The sequence below is a fragment of the Streptomyces geranii genome (genome assembly GCF_002954775.1).
In the GTDB taxonomy this organism is placed as follows: Bacteria; Actinomycetota; Actinomycetes; order Streptomycetales; family Streptomycetaceae; genus Streptomyces; species Streptomyces geranii.
Genome location: NZ_PJME01000033.1, coordinates 14,812 through 31,795, shown reverse-complemented (window position 1 = coordinate 31,795; position 16,984 = coordinate 14,812). Strand labels below are relative to the sequence as shown.

The window sequence follows — 16,984 nt, the reverse complement described above, 5'->3', positions numbered from 1 at the left end:
CCAGCCGTCCGACCACCCCATGGACGGAACATGGACGGAACCGAGGGTAAACATTGTTCCTCGGGGAAACAAAAAGCCCCGCCCCGGTGCGTACGGGGGAGAACGCACCGGAGCGGGGAGCCCGTGGGGGACGGGGGTGACCCTCACGAGGTCTTCACTATGGAAGGCACGGATGTGAGGGCGCTGTGGTTCACCTTCGGGCTGACTGTATTTCGAGCGGCCTGTCAGCCCCTGGGGTCGGCCTTCGACCCTGGGATCAGCTGAGGTGGAGCTGCTGGCCCGGGTAGATGAAGTCGGCGTCGTCGATGATGTCCTTGTTCAGCTGGAACAGCTTCTGCCAGCCGCCCTTGACGTCGTGCGCCTCGGCGATCGCGCTGAGGGTGTCGCCCTTGACGACCTTGTACTCGCCGTCGCCCTTCTCGACCTTCTTGCCGGTCGGGGTGGTGACGGTCTTCTTCGCGGCCGGTCGCTCCTGCGAACGGGAGGCGGCCTGGTCGTCGGAGGAGCGGGTGGTGGTCTCCGTCGTACCGGTGTTGGTGCTCGCACCACTGTCCGAGCTGCTGCTGCCACCGTCGTAGGCGGCGCTGGACAGGCCGGTGCCGCAGACCGGCCAGGCACCCTTGCCCTGGCCCGCGAGGACCTTCTCGGCGATGGTTATCTGCTGGGACTTGGAGGCCTGGTCAGCGGTGGAGGCGTACGCCGTGCCGCCGTACGCGGCCCAGGTCGAGGCGGAGAACTGCAGGCCGCCGTAGTAGCCGTTGCCGGTATTGATGGACCAGTTGCCGCCGGACTCGCACTGGGCGACGGTGTCCCACTCGGCGGAGGTGGCGGCGGAGGCGGAGCCGGCCGCGAGCAGCGGAGCGGCGACGGCTGCACCGGTCACGCCGGCGAGGGCGACGACGCGGGTGGCCTTGGACGGGCGGCGGTGCTTGCCCTTGCCGGAAAACAGCATGAATGATCCCCTCACCGACGCCTGCGAGGTGAGCTGTCGGGTTCGGGCCGGTTGAGTTGCCCGGCCGTACGCCCCGTTCGGGCGGCGTACGGCTTAACCCCAAGCCGCTCCGGCCAACTGCCCGGTGCGGCACTTACCTTGGGTCCCCCGCTCCTGCCTACGGCGCTTGATAGCGACGACTGTTCCCGTACGGCCGCTGGCAGGATTCGGCGTTGCGACAGACGGGGCCCGCTGTGGCGAGCGGTCACGACCGTAAACAGGTGATCCTCTGAAATACAAAGACGATCAGGGCTTCTGAGATCTATCTCTCACTGCATCCATATTGGACATTTCCTGTCGAATCATGACGCGAACTCCGGCTACTTTTGCCCGAGTTCGTCACCGACAGCAAGGGTCTGACCGGGGAGGATGTGGTTGGGATCAGTACCGAGGACGCTCGCGTTCTCGGCGTACAGCTCGGACCATCCGCCAGGAAGATCAAGGGAGTCGGCGATGGCACACAGGGTGTCGCCGACCCGGACGACGTACGAGCCCCCAGCACTCTGCCCGGAGTTGCCCTGTTCCTCACCCTTTGTTCCGTCGATGGACGAGCTGTCACTTTCCTGCGAGACGCCCTGCCCGGAGGAACCGGAGGAGGGGGAGACCGAGGGGGTCGAGTCGGCACCTTCGGCCGAGTCGGTCGTGGCCTTGAGGGAGGGCGTGGCCTTGAGGGAGGGCGTGGAGTCGAGGGAGGGCGTGGAGGAGGGGGTGGGAGTGGAAGAGGGGGTGGACGAGGGCGTGGGAGTGGAGGAGGGGGCAGGGGAAGCCGCCGACGCATCCGCGTCCACACCTGCGTCCGTACTCGCCTCCGCACCCGCGTCCGCGTCCGCACCCACATCCGACGACGAACCCAGCGCATCCCCGGCCAGCCCGGTGTCGACGCCGGCCGGGCGGGTGTCCTTGCCGAGCCCGGAGAGCAGCGCGCAGGCCTCCCAGGCCCCGGCGCCCTGGTCGGCGAGCACCTTCTCGCCGACGGCGATCTGCTGCGAACGGCTGGCCTGGTCGGCGCTGGGGGCGTAGGCGATACCGCCATACTTCTCCCAGTCGGCCTGGGTCAACTGGAGCCCGCCGTAGTACCCGTTGCCCTCGTTGGCGCTCCAGGAGCCACCGCTCTCGCATTCCGCGACCCGGTCCCAGGTGGTCGCACTGGCCGCGCTCGCGCCGGTCGCCGCGAGCAGCGGAATGACGACGGCGGAGCCGGTGACGCCGGCCGCGACCAGCAGAGCCGGGGCCTGACGGGGGCGACGGTGACGACCGTTCCCGGAGAGCATGCGGTTGCCTTTCGCGAGACAGCGGGGACCGGTGCGACGGATGTTGCCGGGGGGCGGGGGGCGTCGCACTGGTGCTCGAACGTATCGCCAGACGATCACTTGTCACAAGTTAATGCCGCGCAGATCACGTGAAGATCACATTGTTGAGAGTGTGTCACCTTCCTGTGATCTTCTACGGCGCCACTGTCGCCGTTTGCCCGGATTCGCGAACGGGCGTGAACTCGACGGGCAGGGTACGCAGTCCACGCATGATGAGCCCGCCCCGCCACCTCAACTCGCCCGGCTCGACGGCGAGTTCGAGATCGGGGAGCCGGGTGAGGAGGGTGCCGAGCGCGCTCCGCCCCTCCAGACGGGCGAGGGGGGCGCCGAGGCAGTAGTGGATGCCGTGGCCGTAGCCGAGGTGCTGGTTGTCCCGGCGCCCGAGATCGAGGACGTCGGGGTCGGCGAACCGCGCCGGGTCCCGGTCGGCGGCGGCGAGCACGACGAGGACGGGGTCACCGGCACCGATGTCCTGCCCGCCGATACTCAGAGGCTGGGTGGCGAACCGCCAGGTGGCCAGCTCGACAGGACCGTCGTACCGGAGGAGTTCCTCGATGCCGGTGTCGAGGAGGGAGGAGTCCTTGAGGGCGAGGGAGGCCTGGAGTCGGGCACGCTGCTCGGGATGGGCAATAAGGGTGTAAACCCCATTACCGATCAAATTGACCGTAGTCTCAAAACCTGCAAAAAGTAGGATGAAAGCCATGGCGGTGACCTCGTTCTCGGTGAGGTGCTCACCCTCGTCCGAGGCCCGGATGAGCCCGGAGATCAGATCCTCACCGGGTTCGGGCAGGTCGGTCAGCGCCTCGCGCTTGCGGTGGATCAGCTCGGCGAGATAGCCCCGCATCTTCTTCACGGACCGGGCGACCCCGCCCCGGGGCCCGCCCCCGTGCCGGATCATCATCCCGGCCCAGTCCCGGAAGTCGTCCTGGTCCTCGCGGGGTACGCCCAGCAGGTCGCAGATGGCGTAGATGGGCAGCGGAAAGGCGAACTCATGGATGAGATCGGCGGAGCCGCGCGCGGCGAACCGGTCGATGAGCTGATCGGTCAGTTCCTGCACCCGGGGCGCGAACTCGGCGACACGACGAGGAGTGAACGCCTTGGCGACGAGCCGACGGAGCCTGGTGTGGTCCGGCGGATCGATATTGAGCAGATGGGTCATCAACTCGGCCTTGCGCTCACCGGGAATCCCGGTCTTGCCCTTGGCGTGCGCGGGCTCGTCATGGTGGGCGGGATTCTTGGAGAGCCGAGGGTCGGCGAGGGCCTGCTTGGCATCGCCGTACCGGGTGACCAGCCAGGCCTCGACACCGCTGGGCAACTTGGTCCGGTGCACGGGCGCGTGCTCACGGAGCCAGGCGTAGGCGGGGTAGGGGTCGGTGGCGAACTCCCAGGTGAAGAGTTCGGGGGCCGGGGCCGAGGCCGAGGGCGGAGGCGTGGAGCGGGGCTGGTTGGTCACTCGGCGACGGTATCGGGCGTGCCGGGCTTCTCTCCGAGGGCCTTCTGGGCTCCGAAGTGACCCATGTCGGCGGCTTTCCGGTACCAGACCTTGGCTTTCTCCGGCTCGTCCTCCTTGTCGAGGAGGACGGCCAGACGATAAGCGCCGTAGGCGTCTCCGGCCAGATAGCCCTGCTGGTACTTGGCTCGGGCCTCGTCCGAGAGGCCCTGAGCCTCCAGCAGGAAGCCCAGGTGCGCACTGTCCATCGGAAAGAGGTCGACAGAGTCCCAGAATTGTCCTTCGGGGCCCTCCGGACCACATCCGAGGGCGTCCAGCAGGGCGAGCGCTCCTTCGTCACCCAAGGCCACCGCTCGGGCAAGCCACACCTTGGCTGCCTCGGACTCGTTGTCCAGGATCAGCGACGCACCCATACTCCTGGCGACCTCCTCGTACCTGAGGTTCTCCGCGAGTCCGTAGCTGTGTCTCGCACTGTCGTAGTCGCCGCTCCCGAGGTACAGGTCTCCCAGGAGATGGGCCGCCTCCGGATTCCCCAGCTGTTCCCCCTTCATCAGCCACTTCGCCGCCCGGTCCCGAAGCGCCTTCCCCAGCAGGGTCGCCGCCACGTGATCCCCCGCCTCCGCGGCCATCTCCAGGAAGGGTTCCGCGTCCCTCGTATCACCGCGCTCCGCCAGCAACCGCCCCACCCGCCCCGCGGCCTCCGCATGCCCTGCGTGAGCCGCTCTCCGGAACCAGTTCTCCGCTTCCGTCCCGTCCCCCAGGCTCTCCTCCAGCACCCCCAAGCTGTGCATGGCCTGCCCGTCCCCCGCCTCCGCAGCCACCCGAAACGCCCCCCGCGCCCCCTCCACGACCACCTCGAAGTCGTACGCGGAGTCCGTCCGGGCCACCTCCAGCGCGACCCCCCACACCTCCCCGCCCACCACCGGAAACGCCTCGTCCCTGGACGCCGCGTCCACCAGGCAAGGGGCCGCCTCCCACTTGCTCTCGCCGCTGGGCCTGAGCATCCGCAGCACGCCGTCACGTTTCTCCGCCGCCCAGGTCAACGCGTCGGCCACGGGCTCCCGTTCCAGGTCGGCCGCGGATCCGTACCCCTCGTGGACCTTCACCAGCAGGTTCTCGGGCAGCGGGCCCCGCAGGCCGCACCTGGCCAGGTCGACCGCCGCCCGCACCAGGGCGTACCCGCGTGGATGGCTGTCCGCCCGGCGAGCCCGCTGCCACTCCTCCCACAGCATCGGGCCGACCGCGAGGTAGGCCGCCACACCCTCCGCCCCGCAGTGGCGGGCGGCCTCCGTCAGTCGGGGGTCGTCGGTGTCCGCCGCCCGCTTCCGCTCCCCGTGACTCCAGTCACGAGGCAGCTCCACGATGTGCGCCAGATCCAGCACCCGCCCCCGGGACAGCCTGCGGAACCTGTCGTACGCGTCCTCTCTCGTCGTCGCGATCACCGGCACCCGCTGCGCCTCCAACTGCGCCAGCAGCCTCGGCTCCAGACCGTCCGCCCCGAGGTGGCCGTCGAGGTCGTCGAGCCACACCGCGCAGCGTTCGCCCGGCATGCCTCTCAGCAGGGCCGGCAGCCCGCGCAGGTTCTCGTGCCTGGCGGGTGCGAACACCCGTACTCCCCGGAGCACTTCGGCCATCGCCGCCAGCGCCGTCCGCGTCTTGCCCGCGTACGCGTCCCCCCGGACCACCACCAGCCCGCCCTCCGAAGCGGCCGTCTCCACCGCCGAGTTAACCGCCCGGTCGGCGTCCCGGCCGACGTACGGCGGCAGTTGGGGCAGGCCCTTGTCCCGCCGGGGCGGCCGTACTCCGTACGCCAGCGGTGCCATGTCCTGCGCCTGCGGCCAGTCCACCGAACCGGACCCAGCCGCCGGCTCCGGCGCCTGCTGGACGTGCTGCACGCCGACGAACTGACCGTTGACGGTGATCCCCTGGAAGTCGAAACGGTCGCCCGGCTCGGCCGGAGCAAGTTCCGGAGCCGGAACCGGAACCGGAGCCGAAGTTGGAGCCGGAGTTGGAGCCGGAGCCGGGATCGGAATCGGTTTCTTGGTCGGCGGGGGCGTGTCCAACTTCGTGATGAGGGCGATGAGTTCGTCGGAGGCTTCCAGGTCCCACGCGTCGGAGAGGTGCTCGTTCAACCGGCGGAGCCAGGTCAGCTCCTCCCCGCGGCTGAACGTCCTCGGCCCCTGCACACTCCGCAGTTCAGCGGCGTACTCCTCCTGCACTCGCTGCTCGAACCACTGCGCGAACCCGTCCCGTACCCGCCGCCAGTCCGCCGACATGAGCCCGTTGGCCAACACCCCGGCTCCGTCGACCGCCAGCTGGTCCATCCCCTGCTCCACGCCCGCCCCCACGCCTCAACACCACCGTGGGCCAACGGTACTGAGAAACCGTCAGTCAGAGTGGTCAGGCCCCCCGTCTCCCTGCCACCCCCTCCTTCACCCGCACCGCGTCCCGATACGCCCGCGCGGCCACCCGCAGCGCCGCCTCCGGGTCCACGCCCTCCGCCTCCGCCCGTACCGCCAGCCCCAGCAGCTCGTAGCCGATGCCCTCGCCCGTCGGCAGCGGGACGTCCAGGGCCGCCGTGTGCACCCGCGACGCCAGCTTCGCCGTCAGGGCCAGGGCCGGCTGGCCCAGGGGGATGCCGTCCGTCACCGACTCCCGCTGCTTCTCCACCGCCTTGGTGCGCAGCCAGTGCGCCTTCACCTCCTCCGGTGTCGTCGCCGTCGCGTCGCCGAAGACGTGCGGGTGGCGGTGGATCAGCTTCGTGACGATGCCCGCCGCCACGTCGTCGATCGAGAAGGGAGCGGTCCCTTCCTCCTCGTCTCCGTCTCCCTCTCCACTGCCCTCCCCCTCCTCCGCGATCCGCGCGTGGAACACCACCTGGAGCAGTACGTCCCCCAGCTCCTCGCGCAGCTCGTCCCGGTCGCCCTCCTCGATCGCCTCGACGAGTTCGTACGCCTCCTCGATGCCGTACTTCGCCAGGCCCTTGTGCGTCTGGCGGGACGACCAGGGGCACTCGCGGCGGATGCGGTCCATGACCTGGACGAGGTCGAGGAGGCGGGCGCCGGGGAGGTCGTAGGAGGCGGGGAGGAGTTCCAGGTCCGGCATGTGTACGCGGCCGGAGCCCGCCAGGCGGGCCAGGCCGTCCGTGAGGGACGGGTCGCCCTCGCCCGTCGTCACGACCACGACCGTCCGGCCGTCCGCGCAGGCGTCGATCAGTTCCTCGGCGGTCGGGGCGGACTCCTCCACCGCTATGCCCGCCTCCCGGAGGTAGGGCAGCTGCGGATGGCCGCCGTCCGCGCACAGCACCCGGTCCGCCGCGCGCAGCGTCTGCCAGGCGGGCCAGGACAGCAGGCCGGGGGCGACCCGGTGGCTGGTGGTGAGCAGGACGATCCGGCCGGGGGCGGTCCCGTCGGTCTCCGGAGCGGTCTCGAAGCTGCTGGTTGCGTTCACCATCCGAACGTAACGCACGCCGCCGACAGCCCCGGAGTTATCCACAGGCCGGGGGCACGCATCCTCACCAGGGCCCGCACACCCGTACGGACAACCGTTACGCCGTGCCCTGTGCCGCCTTGGCCGCCGTGATCTCCCGTACCCATGGCGTCTTCGCGTCGGCGCGGCTGCTCTTCTGGACGTCCCAGGTGCCGTAGCGCGGGTTGAGGTCGACGTCGAGGGTCTTCGAGGCCTCGGACATCGCCTTCCAGAAGGTGGCCTGGCCGTCCGTCGTGTTCATGTCGGCGCCGAGCGCGGCGGCCAGCTTCTGGGCCACGATCTCGGTGTGCAGGCTGTCGTCGAGGTGGGCCGGGGCGACGCCGTACTGCTGGAGCCAGGCCGCCTCCAGCGGCTTCGCGCCGCCCGCCTGCTGCTCCAGGGCCGCGCGCAGGTCCTGGACGTCCTTGCGGGTCACGCTGACGTCCGCGCTCTTCGCGGCCTGGTTCAGGACGCGGTCGAGGACCATGGTGTGCAGGGTGTCCCGGGTGAGGCTGCCGGTTCTGGCGACGGTCTGCGCGTACTGGGCCTGGTCCGGGGTGGCCGCCCGCTGCGCCGCGCGTACCTCGTTCACCCTGCTCTCCAGCTGCGAGACCGTGATCCGCTGCCCGCCGACGACGGCCGCCGCGCCGGGATGCGCGTCGTTTCCGCAGGCGGTGAGGAGAGGTGCCGCCGCGACGATCGCGGCGGAGAGGAAGAGCGCGGTGCGACGACGGCGGTGCAAGGGAGCCTCCCGAGGAGATTGTGCGGCGATGCACAAGGTCTTGCGGTGATCGATGTTAGGCAGTGGCCGGGCTCCGGCCAAGCCATTCGACCAACGATTCACCAGCAGTTCGGGCACCGCCGCACTCTCCCCCGAGGCTTCGCCCGTCTCAGCCCGTGATCGCCACCGGTGCGTCCCACGCGTCGCGGTCCACGGTGATCGTGTAACCGCCGCGCTTCTCCTTGCTGTTGACCAGGTACTGGTGGGCCCGGCTGTGGTTCGTCCACTGGGTCACGCCGAACGGCCAGTCCTTGGTGGTGGTGTTCTGCTGGTCCCACAGCGCGTACCACAGGTTGCCCGGCAGGTCGGTGCGGTCGGTGGCCCGGGCGATGGCCTGCGCGCTGGAACTGCGGAAGCCGTAGAAGCCGGTGCGGTACGTCTTGGCGTGCAGCGCCTTGTCGAAGGCGCGGACGTACGTCAGTACGGCGTCGTCGCACGCCTTGTTCGTGATGTCGTACGACTCCATGTCGAGGTAGACCGGGCTGCCGGCCTTCATGCCGAGCGCCGAGGCCTTGGCGACCGCGTCCGCCGCGTCCTTCGTACCGAGGGAGGCGGCCGTGGCGGCGGTGAGCTTCTCGGGGCTGGAGCCGGTCTGGCAGGACGGCTGGGCGCCGACGTACAGGGGGATGAGTTTCCAGCCCTGCGCGCTGACCGACCTCACCCAGGACGCGGTGAGGTTGGGCTGCGCGCAGCCGCGGTTCCTGCCGCCGATGTAGACGGCCGCGGCGCCGTAGAACTTGTCGGTGCGCCAGGCCTTCATCGCGGCGGCGGAGGGCGCGGCGCAGGTGTCGAACGCGCGTCCGGTGTACGTCCGCTGGGCGGGGAAGGCGGTGGCGGCCATCGAGGTCTGCGCGGCGAGCCCGGCCCCGGCGACGACGGCCGCCCCTGCCACCGTCCACGTGAGATACCTGCGCTTCTTGGACTGCCGGTGACCGGACGCCATATGACCCACCCCTGGTTCTGTGACGCGACGTTCTGGTGACGCGATGTTCTGGTGACGCGAAAGCAGGTCGCAACGTAACCAGCGGCGCCTCCGTGTTCGGGAAACACCCGCCCCAGAGGCTCACAAGATTCCCTCACGGCACGGCAAAATCCGGCCACTGGCCGGTTTGGCGAGGGCGGGTCCTAGCCGCGCACCTGTCCCAGCCACGCCAGCGTCCGCCGGATCTCCGCCGCGAGCGGGTGTCCGGGGCCGCGCAGGCGGTCCACGTCGTGGAGGAGGCGGGCGAGGGTGTCGTGGGCGGCGGTGCGGTCGCCGAGGGCGAGGAGGAGGTGGCCGATGCGGCGGCGGACGTCGAGGGAGAGTTCGGGGTCGCCGGCGACGTACTGGTTCTCGTAGTACGGGAGGAGGGCGCGGTACTCGGCCAGGGCCGCCGCCGGTTCGCCCAGCTGTTCGAGGCATTGGGCGGCCTCGTAGCGGAAGCGCAGTGACTGGGGGTCGGCCTGGCCGGCCTCGGTGGCGCGTTCGTCGGCGAGGCGGCGGAGTTCGGGCAGGGCGCGGCGGTACTGGCCGTCGTCCATGAGGGTGGCCGCGTACTGCTTGCGCAGGGTGCGTACGACCGGGGAGTGCTCGCCGTGCTGTTCGGCGGCGGCGGGCAGGATCGCGCCGAGGATGTCGACGGCCTGGGTGATGCGGCCCTCGCCGAGCAGTCGCTTGACCTCGTCGACGGCCCCGGCGACATCGGGCCGCTCGGCGGCGACGGGAGCGGCCGTCGGCCGGGGCGCGGGGGTGCGGGCGCGGTCCGGCCAGGGGGCGTGCGGGCGCAGGAAGGGGCGCGTGGGGTCGAGGGGCGCACCGGTGGGTATCCCGCGCTCCGGGAGGAGCAGCGCCAGGTGCTCGTACACCTCCTGCGCGGAGGCGGGCCGGTGCTGCGGGTCCTTGGCGAGCAGCCGCAGGACGAGCGCCTCCAGCGACTCGGGCACCTCGGGTCTGAGGCGGCGCACGGGCAGCGGCGGCTCGTACAGGTGCCGGTGGAGGACGCCGAGGGCCGTCGAACCCGAGAACGGCACGTCCCCGCTGAGGAGTTCGTGCAGGAGTACGCCGAGTGCGTACAGGTCCGTGTACGGGCCGACCGCGCCGCCCATGGCCTGCTCGGGGGCCATGTAGGCGGGCGAGCCGATGGGCGAACCGGTGTGCGTGAGGCGGGTGGTGTCGGTGTCCATGACGGACGCGACGCCCAGGTCGAGGACGGTGACCGTGCCGTCCTGCTTCACCATCACGTTGCGCGGCTTGAGGTCGCGGTGGACGATCGGCACGGCGTGCACGGCGCTCAGTACGGCGCACAGTTGCGCGGCCACCGCCACCGCCCACTGCCAGGGGTAGGGGTCGTGCTCGGCGAGGTGGTCGGAGAGGTCGGCGCCGTCGACGTACTGCATGACGAGGAACAGTTCCGCGCCCTCGCTGCCCGCGTCGTGGACCGTGACGAGCCCGGGGTGGTCGACCTGCGCGGTGACCCGGCACTCGCGGACGAACCGGCGGCGCAGTTCGTCGGCCTCCTGCCCGGCGACCTTGTCGGGCCGCAGCAGTTTCACGGCGACCCTGCGGTCGAGGCGCTGGTCGTACGCCGTCCAGACCTGGCCCATGCCGCCCTGCCCGATGAGCGTGGACAGTTCGTACCGCTCGGCGATGACCCGTCCGCCGCCCGTCCCCGTCGCCACGCTCACCGTCCGCCCTCGTGACCGCCGTTGGCACCGCCGCTGCCGCCATTGCTGCCGTCGTGCTTGCGCAAGTAGTCGCTCAGCTCGTCGAGTTCGGCGCGCACCTGGTCGATCCGGGCGGGCGCGGGGCGCTGCGGCGGGGGCGGCGGTACGGGGCCCGGAACCGGGGGCCGGTGCTGGTGCTGGGGTGTGGGCGTGTGGTGGGGCGCGGGGGACCCCATGCCAGGGGGCGGTGTGTTCGCGTACGGCGACGGGGGCGGGTAGCCGTACCCGGGCGGCATGTTCGGAGTCGGGGTCGGGCCCTGGGGGTAACCGGCGTACCCGTACTGCTGGTTGCCCGGCCGCCCGGCCAGCCGGATGTCCGTGATCAGGAAGTAGGCGCTGCCCAGGGCGCCGAGGATCATGACGGCGGCGAGGGCGACGTCGCCCTTGGCGTTGCTCTCCTCCACCGTGCCGACCACCGCGAAGCACGCGATGGACAGCGGCAGGCTGACCCAGGCCGCGACCCAGTCGAACCACCGGCCGCGCAGGATGGCGACCCGGAACAGCGGCAGGCACGCGAGGAGGCCGCACGAGAGGAAACCGGCGGCGGCGAACAGCACGCGCAGGGTGATGACGGTGCCCGCGCTGCGGGCGGGCGGCTGCGCGCCGGGGCCGTACATGACTGCTCCTGGACCGGGTGATGCCGACGGGGACGGACGAGCGACAGGCTATGGGCGGCGGACTACGAGGCGACAGGTTACGGGCCGACAGGTTCGCTGTCGGAGTCCGAGCGTATAGGCCGCCACCGACAACGGGTCCGGGTTGTACCGAACCGTTGTCGTGCGGATGTCAGGTCGATGTAGGGCCGGCGTAGGCCGACCTCCGGGCCGGTCGTGGCTCGTGGGCCCGCGGAGCACCGTCAGCGTGTCGGTCAGGCGCGGCGATCCCGTCCGTAGGCGCGTCAGTCGGGCGCGACCGTGCCGTCCGTAAGCCCGTCGTACATGCCGCGGACGAGCTGTCCGCCGAGCCGGCCGGCGTGCCGCAGGGCCTCCTCGAACTCGGCGAGCGCCCTGAACCGGGCGCCGTAGCGCCGCTGTTCGTCGAGCGTGAGCCGGGGCAGCTGCAGCCGGCGCACGTCGAGCCGGGTCGCCGTGGACGCGTAGCTGCTGGCCTGCCGGTTGTTGGCGGTGCCGCGCAGGAACCCGGCGAGGAACCACGGGTCGAGGGCGGCCGGATCGGGCCGCAGGACGACGAGGCTGCGCCCGAGAACGGCCCCCGCGGTGGCGTCGTCGACCACGCGCGCGATGGACCCGCCGCCGAGCACCGGCACGACGACGTCTCCGGCCTCGACGAGCACGGCCTCCTCGTCGCTCTCGGGCAACGTCCCGGAGGGCGCGGTTCCGGCGAGGACGTCATTGTCGGTGAGGACGGGCACGCGCGCGTGGCCGCCGTTTCCGCCGGTACGCAGCACCAGGGCGCCCCCGCGCGCGAGGTCGCCGATGGTGATGAGCGGCCAGCGGCCGAGCTGTCCCGGGGTGGGTTCGGGGGCGGGCGGGGTGAGGTCGGCGGTCAGCCGCAGGGTCTCGCCGAGCCGCTCGCGTACGTCGCTCAGGTGTTCGCCGTCGCCCGCGGTGGCCGGGGGGAGGTGGCGGGCGGGCGCGAGGTCGACGTCGTCGTCGAGGAGTTCGATGACGGGCACGGAACGCGAGACCCCCGGCTGCTCGACCGCCGTACCGGCCCGCTCGAAGGGCCGCCAGGCACCGAGGACGGCACCGCGCACGGCCTCCCAGTCGAGCCCGCCCCGCCCGGACTGCCCGGCGTGCTCGGCGACGCTCCCGGTGTCGGCGAGCAGCACCTCGGGCTGCGCGGGCGCCTTGTCGGGCCGCCGAAGTACCCAAAGGTGCAAGGGGATGTTGTACGGGGGTGCAGCACCGACGGGCAGCGCGATCACCGCGCGCAGCGCCCCGCGCCGCAGCAGATCGGCGCGGATACGACGCCCCGAACGCCGGGACGCCGCGGCCGGCGGCATCAGCAGCACGGCGGTGCCACCGTCCCGCAGCCGCGCGAGGGCGTGCTGCACCCAGGCCAGCTCGGACTCGTTGCGGGCGGGGAAGCCGTACTCCCAGCGGGCGTCGTACGCGAGTTCGTCGTGCCCCCAGTTCCGCTCGTTGAACGGCGGATGACAGAGGACGACGTCGGCCCGGAGGCCGGGGTAGGCGTCGGCCCGGAGGGTGTCCCCGACCGCCGTACGCACGACCACGTTCCGCCCCTGCAGCGCGAGCCGGAGCGCGGTGAGCGCGGCCAGCTCGGGCGCGCTGTCCTGCCCGTACACCTCGCGCTCGACCTCGTCCCGCTCGGCCTCCCGCGCCCCCGGCACGGGCACGGCCCGCAGCAGCGCCCCGGTCCCACAGGCCGGATCGAGCACGGTACGGCCGGCCCCGGCGAGGTCCCCCATGAGCCGCGCCAACTCGGCCGGCGTGAGCGTGTACTGCCGCGGGTTGGCATCAAGATGCCGCCCGACCAGAAACTCGTACGCCTGCCGCGCCCCCATCTCGGCGGCGAGATCGGCGACGCCGCGGAGGAGGGGGGCGGAGGGGAGGAGTTCGGGGCCGGTGGGGGTGTGTACGGCGGGAGTGGCGGGGGTCGTGTGAACAGAGGGGGTGGTGTGTACGCCTGAGGCGGCGGGCGGGGTGTGAACTCCGGGTGGGGCGGTGGAGGTGTGAACGGCGGGGATGCCGTGTACCCCGGGGCCAGCGGGTGGGGTGTGTACGGCGGGGCCGGCAGGCGTGCCGTGTACGCCGGGCGTCGCGGCACCGCCGTGAACGCCGGACGCGGCGGGCGGCGTGTGTACGCCGGGCGGAGTGTTCACGGCACCCGGCCCGTTCACAGCACCCGGCGCATTCACACCCGGCGAGCCCGGCGGAGCGGCAGCCGAGGCGCCGTGTACGCCGCCCTCGCTGTTCACACCCCCCGGCCTGTTCACAGCAGCCCCGCCCCCCGACCCCGGCGGAGTGTGAACTCCCCGAACACCAGTCGGACTGTGAACTCCTTGAGCGACCGCCGCCCCGTGAACCCCCTGCCCCGCCACCGGCGTGTGAACTGCCCGCCCCGCAGCCGCCCTGTGAACTCCCCGCTTCCCGGCAGCGCCGAAGCGCGGGACGATCACCTGCTCCAGCTCGCCGGGGAGGCGGGCCGCGAGGCGTTCGTCGGAGACCGCGCCCAGTTCCAGCCAGACGGTCGGGCGGTCGTGGATCAGGAGCAGGACGCAGCCGGCGTGGACCAGGGCGGTGGCCGGGCCCTCGGGGTGGCCGACGAGTTGTTGCCAGACGCGTTCGCGTAGGGGTACTTCGGCGAGTTTTCCCTGGCGGCGGAGCCAGGACTCGACCTCGGCGAGGGCGAAGGCGGGGCTGGTCTCGGTGCCGCCGACCGGCTTGGGGAAGTCGGCGTGACGGCGGCGCCAGTTGCTGACGGCGGCGCGGCCGACGCCCGCGAGCCGTGCGATGCCGGCGGCGGTCACTTCCGTGGCGTTGTCCTGCACGCGCCGCGCTCCCCTCGTTCCGCGCACGGCACCGGCGTTCCCGCGTGCGGCTCCGGTCACCCGTCGCCCGTACACAGCCGTGGTCGTGCAGCCCTGGTTCACATGTGACGCCGAGCATAGCGGCGTACGCAAGATCTACCCATTCACGAGCGTGTACACACGACTTCACGTGAAGCGTGTTGACTCGGTTCACACGATCTGGTCCTATTGACCCAGCGAACGAGTGACCGCCGGAAGGAGGCTGTCGCCGTCGTAACGGGGAGGGGACTGTCATGGGTACGAAGGGCAAGGTCGCGCTGGGAGTCGTCGCGGGGATCGTCGTCATCGGGGTCGCGTCGGCGACCTCGGGGGGCGACGGGGACGGCGGGTCCGGGAGCAGCGGCGGTGGCGACAAGGGGTCGTCGGCTTCGGCTGGGCAGAAGCCCGGGGGCGGGACGGGGGCGGACTCCGCCGACTCCGCCGACGGGTCGGACGGTTCGGAGGTTGCCGAGAAGGTCGTCGCCGTCGAGGGGGACGGGGACTTCCAGGTCGGCTCGGACGTCAAGCCCGGTACGTATCGGACCAGCGGGAACACCGACGACCTCTGCTACTGGGAGCGGGCCAAGGACGCCTCCGGCGAGATCGACTCGCTGCTCGCCAACGACAACGTCAGCGGCACCAGCTACGTGACGATCCTGGCGACCGACAAGCTCTTCAAGTCCAGCGGCTGCAAGGACTGGGAGGCGGTCGACCTGAAGGCGAAGGGCACGCCCGCCGCGAAGATGGCCGGCAACGGCGGCATGTTCAGAGTGGGTGCGGACGTCGCGCCGGGGACGTACAAGTCCGCGGGCAATGCCGATGACCTGTGCTACTGGGAGCGGTCGAAGGACGCCTCGCACTCCGTCGACTCGATCGTCGCGAACGACAACGTCAACGGCACGGCGGTCGCGACGATCAGCGCGTCCGACGGCTACTTCAAGACGACGGGCTGCAAGGACTGGGTGAAGACGGGCTGACGTCCGGCTCCCCTCTCCCCCCTTCTCTCCACCTCCGTCCCTCTCCCTACCTCACTCCCCTCCCCCCACCTACCTCTCTCCCTACCCCCCTTACCTACGCCCCGCCTCCCAGCCGGGCGGCGGTGGTGAAGCGCCGGGGACTGCGCCACCGCCGCCCACATTCCTCAGCTCACACCAGGAACCCTCGAAGGAACTGCCATGCGCCGAACCACACTTGCCGCCCTCTGCCTCACCGCTGTCACCTTCACCGTCGCCGGAGTCGCCGGCTGCCAGTCGGGGGAGGACAAGGCGGGCGGCTCACCGTCCGGTCGGGCCTCCGGGAAGCCTGCCGCCAAGGCGTCCGAGGGCCCGTTCGCCGGACTGACCGGCGGCCAGATAGCCGAGCGGGCGCTCACCGCGACCTCGGGTGCCTCCTCGCTCCGTATGACGGGCGATGTGCCGGACGACGAGGGCGGCGGCACGATCCGGATCGACATGGCGCTCGACAAGCGGGGCGAGTGCGCCGGGACGCTGAGCATGAACGGCGAGGGCAAGGCCGATGTCGTGAAGACCGGCAGCACCCTCTATATGCGGTACGACGAGAAGTTCCTGCGGGCGCAGAGCGACGGTTCGTCGAAGGAGGAGACCGACGGGGTCGTGGACATGCTCGCCGGGAAGTGGACCAAGATGGCCGCGTCCGGCGCCGACGCCAAGGACATCGCCGGGTTCTGCGACCTGGACAGTGTGCTCGCCGACTTCGAGGACGCCGGTTCCGGGCCGGGCGCCGGGGTGACGCGCGGCAGGGCGACGACCGTTGGCGGCAAGCCTGCTCTCGCCGTCAGCGAGAAGGACGGCAAGGACAGTTACACGCTGTACGTCGCGACGCAGGGCAAGCCGTACATCCTCCGGCTCGAAAGCAAGTCCGTGAAGGACCCGGGGACCATCGCCTTCAGCGAGTACGACAAGCCGGTCGCGGCCACCAAGCCCACCGGCGAGATCCTCGACCTGGACGCGCTGGGCGGCTGAAGCGGCCCCCACCGCTCACAACCGGTGCCGCATCCACACATTGGGCTCGACATAGACCCCGTACCCATGTTCGAGATCGCACCGCACCGGTACCAGCGCTCCGGGCACCTCCACATCCCCCTCCCGGTCGAAGGGCAGGCCGGTCCAGGCGCGCCACTCCTCCAGCGGGGCCGCGATGCACATCGAAGCCGGTGCCACGGCGGCAATCGTGGCGCCGGCTCTGGCGTGCACGCGCAGCCACGGGTCGTGGGGCAGGCCGTCCGCGCGCACGCGGTACGCGTACTCGGTGATCGGGGTACGCGGCTCCAGGTGCTTGGCGCTGGGCCGGACCGGTGCGACGACCTCGCGGAAGCCGTGGGCGGCGGCGTTGTCGCGCATCGCGGCGAGCATACGTCCGGACAGTCCCGTGCCCTGGGCGTGCGGGGCGATGACGATCGAGATCGCGCTCACCGTGTCCGGCGCGGTCCCGGCACGCAGGTCCTGGAACGCCCACACCAGCACCTGGTCCCAGCCGCGCGCGGGCAGTTCACCCCCGCGCGGGGCGAGCGCGAAGGGTACGGCGTAGGCGTGGGCGACGACCTCCCCGTGCTCGTCCTCGGCGAACAGGACGTACTCGGGGAGTTCGGTGGCGATCCGGTCGTAGTGGGCGTTGCCGGTGAAGTCGTGCTGCATCAACTCCGGCCAGGTGTCCGGCATTTCGACGACCGCGCGGTACATCTCGGGGCGTTCGGCGAGGGACGAGACCTTCAACTCCATGGGGAGCCACGGTACTCCCCGCCGCCGCTGCTCCCCATTACTCCCCATCG

At 71.3% G+C, this 16,984-nt stretch carries 13 protein-coding genes and 1 riboswitch; of the genes, 2 read left to right on the top strand and 11 right to left on the bottom strand.

What is annotated here, in order from left to right; all coding sequences use genetic code 11:
• Positions 1 to 256 precede the first annotated feature (256 nt).
• From CW359_RS30235 to CW359_RS30190, 10 genes are all read right to left on the bottom strand, one after another.
• The gene (locus tag CW359_RS30235) at positions 257 to 952 is read right to left on the bottom strand and encodes a transglycosylase family protein (protein WP_105973365.1); all 696 of its coding nucleotides are present in this window, start codon (positions 950 to 952) and stop codon (positions 257 to 259) included.
• 3 nt (positions 953 to 955) lie between these two features.
• A riboswitch (cyclic di-AMP (ydaO/yuaA leader) is annotated at positions 956 to 1,127 on the bottom strand.
• 184 nt (positions 1,128 to 1,311) lie between these two features.
• Positions 1,312 to 2,262 (bottom strand): LysM peptidoglycan-binding domain-containing protein, encoded by a 951-nt coding sequence (locus CW359_RS30230; protein ID WP_105973364.1) that lies wholly within the window; start codon positions 2,260 to 2,262, stop codon positions 1,312 to 1,314.
• A 172-nt stretch (positions 2,263 to 2,434) separates the two neighbouring features.
• Complete coding sequence (locus CW359_RS30225) at positions 2,435 to 3,754, bottom strand: cytochrome P450 family protein (protein WP_105973363.1); 1,320 nt, start codon at positions 3,752 to 3,754, stop codon at positions 2,435 to 2,437.
• Positions 3,751 to 6,075, bottom strand: coding sequence for a hypothetical protein (locus CW359_RS30220; RefSeq protein WP_157968660.1), 2,325 nt, complete (start codon positions 6,073 to 6,075; stop codon positions 3,751 to 3,753). Before CW359_RS30220 ends, CW359_RS30225 begins: the two co-directional genes overlap by 4 nt.
• A gap of 76 nt (positions 6,076 to 6,151) precedes the next feature.
• A complete protein-coding gene (locus tag CW359_RS30215) occupies positions 6,152 to 7,201 on the bottom strand; it encodes a nucleoside triphosphate pyrophosphohydrolase (RefSeq protein WP_408647535.1) in 1,050 nt (349 codons plus the stop codon).
• Between the two features lie 97 nt (positions 7,202 to 7,298).
• Complete coding sequence (locus CW359_RS30210) at positions 7,299 to 7,961, bottom strand: SurA N-terminal domain-containing protein (RefSeq protein ID WP_105973360.1); 663 nt, start codon at positions 7,959 to 7,961, stop codon at positions 7,299 to 7,301.
• A gap of 148 nt (positions 7,962 to 8,109) precedes the next feature.
• Complete coding sequence (locus CW359_RS30205) at positions 8,110 to 8,943, bottom strand: glycoside hydrolase domain-containing protein (RefSeq protein ID WP_105973359.1); 834 nt, start codon at positions 8,941 to 8,943, stop codon at positions 8,110 to 8,112.
• A gap of 182 nt (positions 8,944 to 9,125) precedes the next feature.
• Positions 9,126 to 10,610 (bottom strand): serine/threonine-protein kinase, encoded by a 1,485-nt coding sequence (locus CW359_RS30200; protein ID WP_269805613.1) that lies wholly within the window; start codon positions 10,608 to 10,610, stop codon positions 9,126 to 9,128.
• Between the two features lie 50 nt (positions 10,611 to 10,660).
• On the bottom strand, positions 10,661 to 11,320 hold the full coding sequence (locus CW359_RS30195; protein WP_105973357.1) for a hypothetical protein: 660 nt from the start codon (positions 11,318 to 11,320) through the stop codon (positions 10,661 to 10,663).
• A 281-nt stretch (positions 11,321 to 11,601) separates the two neighbouring features.
• Entirely contained in the window at positions 11,602 to 14,178 is a 2,577-nt protein-coding gene (locus CW359_RS30190; protein WP_105973356.1) for an N-6 DNA methylase, read from the bottom strand.
• Positions 14,179 to 14,450: 272 nt separating this feature from the next.
• On the opposite strand from CW359_RS30190, the gene CW359_RS30185 reads away from it, so the two are divergent.
• Complete coding sequence (locus CW359_RS30185) at positions 14,451 to 15,173, top strand: hypothetical protein (protein WP_105973355.1); 723 nt, start codon at positions 14,451 to 14,453, stop codon at positions 15,171 to 15,173.
• 198 nt (positions 15,174 to 15,371) lie between these two features.
• Positions 15,372 to 16,178 carry a hypothetical protein gene (locus CW359_RS30180; RefSeq protein WP_105973354.1) on the top strand — a complete coding sequence of 269 codons (807 nt, stop codon included), beginning with the start codon at positions 15,372 to 15,374 and terminating at the stop codon, positions 16,176 to 16,178.
• 15 nt (positions 16,179 to 16,193) lie between these two features.
• Here the strand turns inward: CW359_RS30180 and CW359_RS30175 are convergent, their stop codons facing one another.
• Positions 16,194 to 16,934, bottom strand: coding sequence for a GNAT family N-acetyltransferase (locus CW359_RS30175; RefSeq protein ID WP_105973353.1), 741 nt, complete (start codon positions 16,932 to 16,934; stop codon positions 16,194 to 16,196).
• Positions 16,935 to 16,984 lie beyond the last annotated feature (50 nt).